Raw genomic sequence first — 8,670 nt, 5'->3', positions numbered from 1 at the left:
GAGCGTATTTTTCTCTGCACGTAAGCTTCCTTTCAAGAGGCCAACATTAAAGCCAAGATCAGCAGCAATCTTCTCCTTTTTCCCAGAAGCAATTTGAGGGAGCAGCATGTCAACCTTAGCGTCGGAAATGTAAGTAAAGTATCGCATGGGTTTATAGCCTAACAGTTACTTGGGCCGCAGCCTGTGCTTCGGGTGTTAGGCTGGCCCCTAGGCTGTGTACTATGCTTGGCGCCAGTCTAGCGCAAATTCGTGTACACGCAAGGCCCGCAAGGTATTGTCCAGCCATGAAGATGCACCCTCCCCGCGCCCACATCACCGGGCCCGAAGCTGAGCGTTCCGCCCGGGCATCCCGCGCGGTACCTCAGCGGCGCGAGGGCGGCGCACCGTCCGGATGCGACCGCTACTTGCGGCGACTGGAACAGGAGCGAATGCCCGAAATCGCGCCGCGTGGGTGCGTCAGGCAGGCACAGGCGTGCGTGGAGGCGATGCGGCCAAAGCGCCTCGACCAGTTGACGGTCGAGATTGGGGGCGCTTTTTCCCGTTACACACGGGAGCGTCAACTGACCGACTACGCCGAATAGGTTCGCGGCCAGGCGGCGGGGCGATGCTACCGGTAGGGGCATCGACCCTCGCGGATGTGCTGCTCGAAGTCGTCGCGGAAGTGCTTCAACGCGCTCTGCAACGGCTCCATGGCACCGGGTGCATGCGCACAGAAGGTGTTGCCCATGCCCAGCAGCCGGGTGTGCTGCTCCAGCAGGTCCAGGTCTTCCGGGCGGCCGCGGCCGGCCTCGATGGCGGCCAGCGTCGCGGTGACTAAGGGCAGGCCGTCCCGGCACGGGGTGCACCAGCCGCAGGATTCCTGCGCGAAGAAGCGCTCCATGTTCAGGCACATGCCCACCGGGCAGGTGTGGTCGTCGAGGATGATCATGGTGCCGGTGCCGAGGCGGCTGCCGGCCTTGGACAGCCCCGAGAAGTCCAGGGGCAGGTCGAGGTGCTCTGCGACGATGAAGTCCGTGGAGGCGCCGCCCGGGAGCAGGCCGCGGAAGCGGTAGCCGTCGCGCATGCCGCCGGCGTGCTCCTCGATGATCTCGCGCGCGGTGGTGCCCATGGGCAACTCCCAGAGCCCGGGCTTGCGCACCCGGCCGCTGACGCCGTAGATCTTGGTGCCGCCGTCGTCGGTGTGGCTCAAGGACTGAAACCAGTCGCCGCCATGGGCGACGATGTGCGGCACGTTGCACAGGGTCTCGACGTTGTTGACCACGGTGGGATAGCCCCAGAGTCCGGCGGCCTGGGGGTAGGGCGGCTTGGTGCGCGGGAGCGCGCGGCGGCCTTCGAGGGCGCTGAGCAGGGCGGTCTCCTCGCCGCAGATGTAGCGGCCGGCACTCATGTGCAGGTGCAGTTCCAGGCTGAAATCGGTGTCGCGGATACGGTGGCCGAGCAACCCGGCATCCTTGGCCTCGGCGATGGCCTGGCGCAGCACGCGGGCGGCGGTGACGTACTCACCGCGCAGGAAGATGTAGGCCTGGCTGGCGCCGATGGCGTAGGCGCTCAGGATGACGGCCTCGATCATCTGGTGCGGGTCGCCCTCCAGCAGCAGCCGGTCCTTGAAGGTGCCGGGCTCCATCTCGTCGGCGTTGACGACGAGGTATTTGGGGGTGGGCGCGTCGTCGCCCTGGGGCACGAAGCTCCACTTCTTGCCGGTGGGGAAGCCGGCGCCGCCGCGGCCGCGCAGGTTGGACTCGGTGACCTGGTTGCGGACGTCCTCGGGGCTCAGGTGGCGGAGCGCCTTGTCGACGGCCTTGTAGCCGCCGGCGCGCCGGTACTCGGCCAGGCCCGGCGGCTTGCGCTCGGGGCCGATGCGATCGGTGAGTGGGGTCTCGGCCATCAGTGGTGCCTGGCCTGTGCGAGCTGGCGCGTGATCTCGGCTACGTGGCGGCCCTGATAGCGCGCGATGGCCAGCTCGTTGTCGCTGGGGCGCCGGCTGCCGTCGGCAGCGGCCAGGGTGCTGGCGCCATAGGGCGTGCCGCCGGTGATCTCGTCCATGTTCAGCAACTCCTTGCAGGCGTAAGGCACGCCGACAATGACCATGCCCTGATGCAGCAGCGTCGAGTGGAACGACGTGATCGTCGTCTCCTGCCCACCATGCTGGGTGGCGGTGGACGTGAAAACGCTGCCGACCTTGCCGACCAGCGTGCCGGCCAGCCAATAGCTGCCGGTCTGGTCCAGGAAGGTCCGCATCTGGCCGCACATGTTGCCGAATCGGGTTGGCGTGCCGAAGATGATGCCGTCGTAGTCGGCCAGCTCGTCCAAGTCGACCACCGGCGCCGCCTGGTCGAGCTTGGCGCCCGCGGCGCGCGCCTTGTCCTCGGGCATGGTCTCCGGGACGCGCTTGATCCGGACCTCGACTTGCCCGACCTCCAGCACGCCCTCGGCGACGGCCTTCGCCATCGTCTCCACGTGGCCGTACATGCTGTAGTAGAGCACCAGCAGCTTGGTCTTCATCGCCCGAACTCTCGTGTTGAATCAGTGGGAGCGGCGTCCCTGCCGCGATCGCGCCCTGTGCTCGTGGCAGCGGCGCCCGCGCTGTGATGCGCCGTGGTCCGCCGCGCGCTCAGTCATGATCTGCAAGGATCGCGTCCAGGTCGTCCGCTCGCAGATCGGTGTATTGCTTGTCGTCGATGGACAGCACCGGCGCCCGCTCGCAGGCGCCGAGACACTGGGTGGGCAGCAGCGTGAAGCGCCCGTCCGGCGTGGTGCAGCCGAGGTCGATGCCGAGCCGCTCCCGCAGCACCGCACAGACGGCGTCGCTGCCCATGATCCAGCAGGAGACCGAGTCGCAGACGCGGATCAGGTGGCGTCCGACGGGCCGACGGTTCAGCCGGTTGTAGAAGGTCGCCAGGGCGTCCAGCTCGTGCACGCTCATGTCCAGCACCGGCGCCAGGTCCGCCAGGGTCTCGTCCGACAGCCAGCCGCCACGGCTCTCCTGGAGCCGCACCAGGCAGTCGATGCTCGCTGCCCGGCGATCGGGATAGCGCTCCAGCTCCTGTGCCAGCACCTCGTGCTCCTGTTCGGTCAGCATGATTCCGGTCTCCTGCAAGCCTTGTGGGAGCGGCACGCTTGGTGCCGCGACCGGCGGCAAGGCAGGACGTCAAGCCCCGAGTCATTGCCAAGCGGCAGGCAGACGTGCGGCTGCGATCGCGCCACAAAAGGCAGTGGCACTCCCACGGCGCCGGCGTGCCCGGAGCAGCCTTCATGGAAGGCCCGATGATTCGCGCGCCCCGCGCCGCCCGATGTCGGGCTACGTGCCTCAGCCCGACCTCCGGATGGGTGTGCGCTGTGGGGGCTGGTCGTCACCGGTCCACGTCCGCCATCACGAAGTCGATGCTGCCGATGATCGCGACCAGGTCCGCCACCGTGTGCCCGCGGGCAATGGCCGGGATCATCTGCAGGTGCGGGAACGACGGCGTGCGGATGCGTGTGCGGTAGGACATGCCGCCGCCGTCCGACGTCAGGTAATAGCTGTTGATGCCCTTGGTGGCCTCGATGGCGACGCAGGCCTCGCCAGGCGGGAGGTCCGGCCCCCAGCCGATCTCCACGAAGTGGTGGATGAGGGTCTCGATGTCGTGCATCGTGCCCCGCTGCATCTCGTCCTTGAGCGGCGGCGTGGTGAGCGGGTGGCGCGCCTTGTGCTCGCCTGCCGGCATGTGCTCCAGGCACTGGCGGATGATTCTCAGGCTCTGGCGCATCTCCTCGACGCGCACCGCGGTGCGGTCGAAGGAGTCGCCGCGGGTGCCGGTCGGAATGTCGAACTCGAAGCGGTCGTAACCGCTGTAGGGCCGGGCCTTGCGCAGGTCCCATTCCAGGCCCGTGGCGCGCAGCCCCGGTCCGGTGACCCCCCAGTCCAGCGCTGCGCTGGTGTCATAGGCGCCGACGCCGCGAGTGCGGGCGCGGAAGATGGTGTTGTCCAGCACCATCCGCTCGTACTCGTGCAGCCGCACGCCCTCGCCGTCCACGAGCCGGCGCACCAGCTCGTCCCAGCCCTCGGGCAGGTCCTGCGCCAGCCCGCCGATGCGGAACCACGCCGGGTGCATGCGGAAGCCGGTGATGGCCTCGATGATGTCGTAGACCCGCTGGCGGTCGCTGAAGGCGTAGAACACCGGCGACATCTGGCCCACGTCCTGGGCCATGGTGCCGAAGAAGAGCAGGTGACTGGTGATGCGGAACAGCTCGCAGAGCATCACGCGCACCACCTCGACCCGCTCCGGCACCTCGATGCCGGCCAGGCGCTCCACGGCCAGCACGTAGGGCAGGTTGTTCATGACCCCGCCCAGGTAGTCGATGCGGTCGGTGTAGGGAATGAAACTGTGCCAGGTCTGGCGCTCGGCCATCTTCTCGGCGCCACGGTGGTGGAAGCCGATCTCCGGCACGCAGTCGACGATCTCCTCGCCGTCGAGCTGCAGCACGATCCGGAACACGCCGTGCACGCTGGGGTGGTTCGGCCCCAGGTTCAGGAACATGAAGTCCGTGCCCTCGTGGGAGCGGCGCATGCCCCAGTCCTCGGGGCGAAAGCGCAACGCCTCCTGCTCGCGCTCCTCCTCCCGCTCGGTGAGCGTGTAGCGCCCGAGCTCGGTGGCGCGGGCGGGGTGGTCCTTGCGCAGTGGGTGGCCTTCCCAGGTGGGCGGCATCAGGATGCGGGTGAGGTGCGGATGCCCGTCGACCTGGATGCCGAACATGTCCCAGATCTCGCGCTCGTACCAGTCCGCGTTCGGGTAGACGTCGTGCACGCTCGGCAGTGCCGGCTCGCCCTCGTCCAGCGGCACCTTCAGGCGCAGGTCCTGGTCGCGGTCCGGGGACAGGAGTTGGTAGACGGCCGTGAACGCCGGCGCCGGCATGCCGTCGGCGACCGCGCCATGGTGCTGGCGCGCGCGCTCGTCGACGGCGGTCAGGTCGTAGAGCATCGGAAAGGGCTGCTCGATGCCGTGCTTCAGGTGCCGCAGCACGTCGGGCAGGGTGGTGCGGTCCACCCACAGGGTCGTCATGCCCTCGGCGGTGCGTTGCTCGGCGATGACGCTGCGCTCGCCGCAGGCGAGGCGCAGCTCCGCGGCCAGGCCCTCGTCGCCTCGGGTGGGCGCCGGGGGTATGCGCGCGCCCGTCTTGGACACATCGCCGTCCGGCGCCGGGGGCAGTCGCAGTGCTTCATACATGATCCGGCCCCCGCAGCTCCGTGGTTTGCATGCGCTCCTCGCGCTTGCGCTCGCGCTGGCTCTCGATTCGGACCCGGTGCTCGGCGGCGAGCTGCGGGCGGACGACACCCTGGTCGCCGATCACCCAGCTCAGGGGGCGCCGCTCCTTGCCGATGGCCTCCTGCAGCAGCAGGAAGCCCTCCAGCAGGGCCTCGGGTCGCGGCGGGCAGCCAGGCACATAGACGTCGACGGGCAGGAAGCTGTCCACGCCCTGCACCACGCTATAGATGTCGTACATGCCGCCGGAGTTGGCGCACGAGCCCATGGAGATGACCCAACGCGGCTCCATCATTTGCTCGTACAGCCGCTGGATCGCCGGCGCCACCTTCCGGAACACGGTGCCGGAGATGATGATCAGGTCGGACTCTCGCGGCGTGCCGCGGATGACCTCGGCACCGAAGCGGGCGATGTCGTGCGGCGGCGTCAGCGCCGTGGCCATCTCGACGTAGCAACAGGACAAGCCGAAGTTAAATGGCCACAGGGAATGCTTGCGGCCCCAGGCCACCAGGTCGGCGAGCCGGGCCATGACGATGTTGCGGCGTACCTCTTGCTGGGCCGCACCGGACTGCGCCTGCGAGCTGACGGTCGGCGCCCGGTCCGCGGCATGGTCCCTCGCATGGTCTGGGCCATGGTCTGGGGGTTCCCGGTCCCCCGGCGTGTTCGATCTCCAGCGCATGTCAGCGTGTCTCCGGGGCAGGGTTGCGGTGCCAGTCCAACGCGCCGACGCGCCACAGGTAGGCCAGCGCGGCGGCGAGGATGCCGATGAAGACGAGTATCTCGATGTAGCCGTCCCAGCCCGTCTGCCTTGCCGCGACCGCCCAGGCGAAGATGAAGGCGGCCTCCAGGTCGAAGATCACGAACAGCACGGCGACCAGGTAGAAGCGCACCGGAATCCGCAGCCAACCGCTGCCGATATGCACGATGCCGGATTCGAACGGTTCGCCGGTGGCGGGCTCCTGGTGTCGCTGCCCCAGCACATAGGACAGGGCGATGAGCCCGCCGATGACGAGCAGCACCAGGGCGACATAGATCAGCAGCGGATACAGGTTCTCGCCGGTCATGGCAACGCTCGTGGGGCGGATACTGCCCCAGTGCTTAGCACTGCTCGTGCCAGCCTGACGGGAGCCCCGGCCCCAACCCGGCCGGGCGCGGGCGCTTGCCGGCCCCGCGCTGCCTGTTCTTGCCGTACTCCGCCTGCCGATTCGCCTGCCGGGCGCCGCGATTGCGCCCGAGGGCATCGATCCGCTGCCGCCCAACGCTTGACCAGGGGCTTGCCCATCCCGTGCGACCGCGCCCATCGCGCCATGCCGCTGGTCAATTCCAACCGGATACCGGTGTAAATCCACCGATCCGCCGGTGGCTTCGACTGCCTGGGGTGTCTCAAGCACCGCCCATCGAGCTGGTTCGATTGTTGCGTACCGTCCGGGTAGCGCCCCGAGCCGGCCTGCGTCCATGCCTTCGGCGCCGGGCTGCCGGAATCCGCCTTCCGCGGCACCCACGGCGGCAACTCCGCTGAGCGGACCGCGGTCTCAAGTTCCCGCGAGGCTCTGGGGAATTCTCGTCCGCGCAAGCCCAAGGAGACGTCGCATGGCCCTGTCCATCGAAGACTACGCCCTGGTCGGCAACACCCGCGGGGCCGCATTGGTGGGCCGCGACGGGTCCATCGATTGGCTCTGTCTGCCCCGGTTCGATTCGCCCGCGTGCTTCTGTGCGCTGGTGGGCAGCGCAGAGAACGGCCGCTGGCTCATCGCGCCAAAGGGCGAGGTGCACCACAGCAAGCGCCGCTACCGTGATGGCACGTTGGTGCTGGACACTGAGATCGTGACCGATTCCGGGCGTGTGCGCGTCACCGACTGCATGCCGCACTGGGAAGGGCGCCACGACGTGGTGCGGGTGGTGCAGGGCCTCGACGGTCACGTACCGATGCGCATGGAACTGACCATCCGCTTCGACTACGGTGCCGTGGTGCCCTGGGTGCGTGCCATCGACGGCGGCATTGTCGCCACCGCCGGCCCCGATTCCTTGGAACTGCGCACCCAGGAACAACTCGAGGGCGAGGACTATCGCACGGTGTGCGATTTCGACGTGGTCGCCGGGCAGACCAGCTCCTTCGTGCTGACCTATTTCCCCTCCGAGCAGACCCCGCCGCTGCCCATCGACCCGCTCACCGCATGTGACATGACCACCGCCTGGTGGCGCGCGTGGAGCCAGCGCTCCACCTACCGGGGCGCCTACGCGGACGCCGTCGAGCGCTCGCTGCTGACGCTGAAGGCGCTGACCTATTCACCCACCGGCGGCATCATCGCCGCGCCCACGCTGGGTCTGCCGGAGAGCTGGACGGGCGGGCGCAACTTCGACTTCCGCTACTGCTGGCTGCGCGACGCCACCTTCACGCTGTACGCCTTCCTGATCTCGGGCTACCTGGACGAGGCGCGCGCCTGGCGCGAGTGGCTGCTGCGCGTGGCCGCCGGGCGGCCGCAGGACCTGCAGATCCTCTATGGCCTCGCCGGCGAGCGGCGACTTAAGGAGAGCGAGCTGGAGTGGCTCGACGGCTACCAGGATATTGCGCCCGTTCTCATCGGCAATGCCGCCCATTCCCAGCGCCAGCTCGACGTCTACGGCGAGATCTTCGATGCCCTGCACCTCGCCCGTCGGTCTGGCATCGAGCCGCAGGAGCACGTCTGGGCGCTGCAGCGGGCGCTGCTGGACTTTCTGGAAACCGCCTGGCAGGAGCCGGACGACGGCATCTGGGAGATCCGCGGTCCGAACCGGCACTTCACCCACTCCAAGGTGATGGCCTGGGTCGCCTTCGACCGTGCCGTCAAGGCCGTCGAGCGCTTCGGCCGCTCGGGGCCGGCGGAGCGCTGGGCCGGCATTCGCGACACCATCCACGACGAGGTGTGTCGCCGCGGCGTCGATCCGGACCGCAACGTCTTCGTGCAGGAGTACGGCGGCAAGGCCCTGGACGCCAGCCTGCTGATGGTGCCGCTGGTGGGATTTCTGCCGCCCGATGATCCGCGGGTGATCGCGACGATGGAGGCGGTGGAGCAGGAGCTCACCTGGAACGGCTTCGTCATGCGCTACGCGCAGGGCTCCGACGTGGACGGCATCGGCATCGACGAGGGCACCTTCCTGCCGTGCTCGTTCTGGCTGGTGGACAACCTGGCGATGACCGGGCGCCGGGACGACGCCTGTCGGCTGTTCGAGCGCCTGCTGGAGGTGCGCAACGACGTCGGCCTCCTGTCCGAGGAGTACGACCCCGAGAAGGGGCGTCTGATGGGCAACTTCCCGCTGGCATTTACCCACGTGGCCCTGATCAACAGCGCGCGCAACCTGAGCCGCGCCGGCGGACCCGGCGAGCATCGCGCCGCGGATGACGAGTCAGCGGATGGGCCCAGTTGAGGGGCTGGTCGCGGCACCGGGAGTG

Annotated in this window: 7 protein-coding genes; 1 reads left to right on the top strand and 6 read right to left on the bottom strand. The window is 68.5% G+C overall.

Annotated features, from left to right (window positions below; genetic code table 11):
• Positions 1 to 607: 607 nt before the first annotated feature.
• From nuoF to LJE69_RS20870, 6 genes are all read right to left on the bottom strand, one after another.
• Complete coding sequence (gene nuoF, locus LJE69_RS20895; protein ID WP_296928000.1) at positions 608 to 1,885, bottom strand: NADH-quinone oxidoreductase subunit NuoF; 1,278 nt, start codon at positions 1,883 to 1,885, stop codon at positions 608 to 610.
• A complete protein-coding gene (wrbA, locus tag LJE69_RS20890) occupies positions 1,885 to 2,502 on the bottom strand; it encodes an NAD(P)H:quinone oxidoreductase (RefSeq protein WP_296927999.1) in 618 nt (205 codons plus the stop codon). The genes nuoF and wrbA overlap by 1 nt, the downstream gene beginning before the upstream one ends.
• Before the next feature lie 109 nt (positions 2,503 to 2,611).
• A complete protein-coding gene (nuoE, locus tag LJE69_RS20885; protein ID WP_296927998.1) occupies positions 2,612 to 3,079 on the bottom strand; it encodes an NADH-quinone oxidoreductase subunit NuoE in 468 nt (155 codons plus the stop codon).
• 271 nt (positions 3,080 to 3,350) lie between these two features.
• Positions 3,351 to 5,204 carry an NADH-quinone oxidoreductase subunit C/D gene (gene nuoC / locus LJE69_RS20880; protein ID WP_296927997.1) on the bottom strand — a complete coding sequence of 618 codons (1,854 nt, stop codon included), beginning with the start codon at positions 5,202 to 5,204 and terminating at the stop codon, positions 3,351 to 3,353.
• Positions 5,197 to 5,919: an NADH-quinone oxidoreductase subunit B gene (locus LJE69_RS20875; protein WP_367114726.1), complete on the bottom strand. Its 723-nt coding sequence runs from the start codon at positions 5,917 to 5,919 to the stop codon at positions 5,197 to 5,199. Before LJE69_RS20875 ends, nuoC begins: the two co-directional genes overlap by 8 nt.
• Before the next feature lies 1 nt (position 5,920).
• The gene (locus tag LJE69_RS20870; protein ID WP_296927996.1) at positions 5,921 to 6,304 is read right to left on the bottom strand and encodes an NADH-quinone oxidoreductase subunit A; all 384 of its coding nucleotides are present in this window, start codon (positions 6,302 to 6,304) and stop codon (positions 5,921 to 5,923) included.
• A gap of 526 nt (positions 6,305 to 6,830) precedes the next feature.
• Between LJE69_RS20870 and LJE69_RS20865 the strand changes: the two genes are divergently transcribed.
• Positions 6,831 to 8,645: a glycoside hydrolase family 15 protein gene (locus tag LJE69_RS20865; protein ID WP_296927995.1), complete on the top strand. Its 1,815-nt coding sequence runs from the start codon at positions 6,831 to 6,833 to the stop codon at positions 8,643 to 8,645.
• Positions 8,646 to 8,670: the final 25 nt, after the last annotated feature.

The sequence above is a fragment of the Thiohalocapsa sp. genome (genome assembly GCF_022340605.1).
Taxonomy (GTDB): domain Bacteria; phylum Pseudomonadota; class Gammaproteobacteria; order Chromatiales; family Chromatiaceae; genus Thiohalocapsa.
Note: the sequence above shows the minus strand (reverse complement) of the source record. Positions and strands in the feature narration are given on the sequence as shown.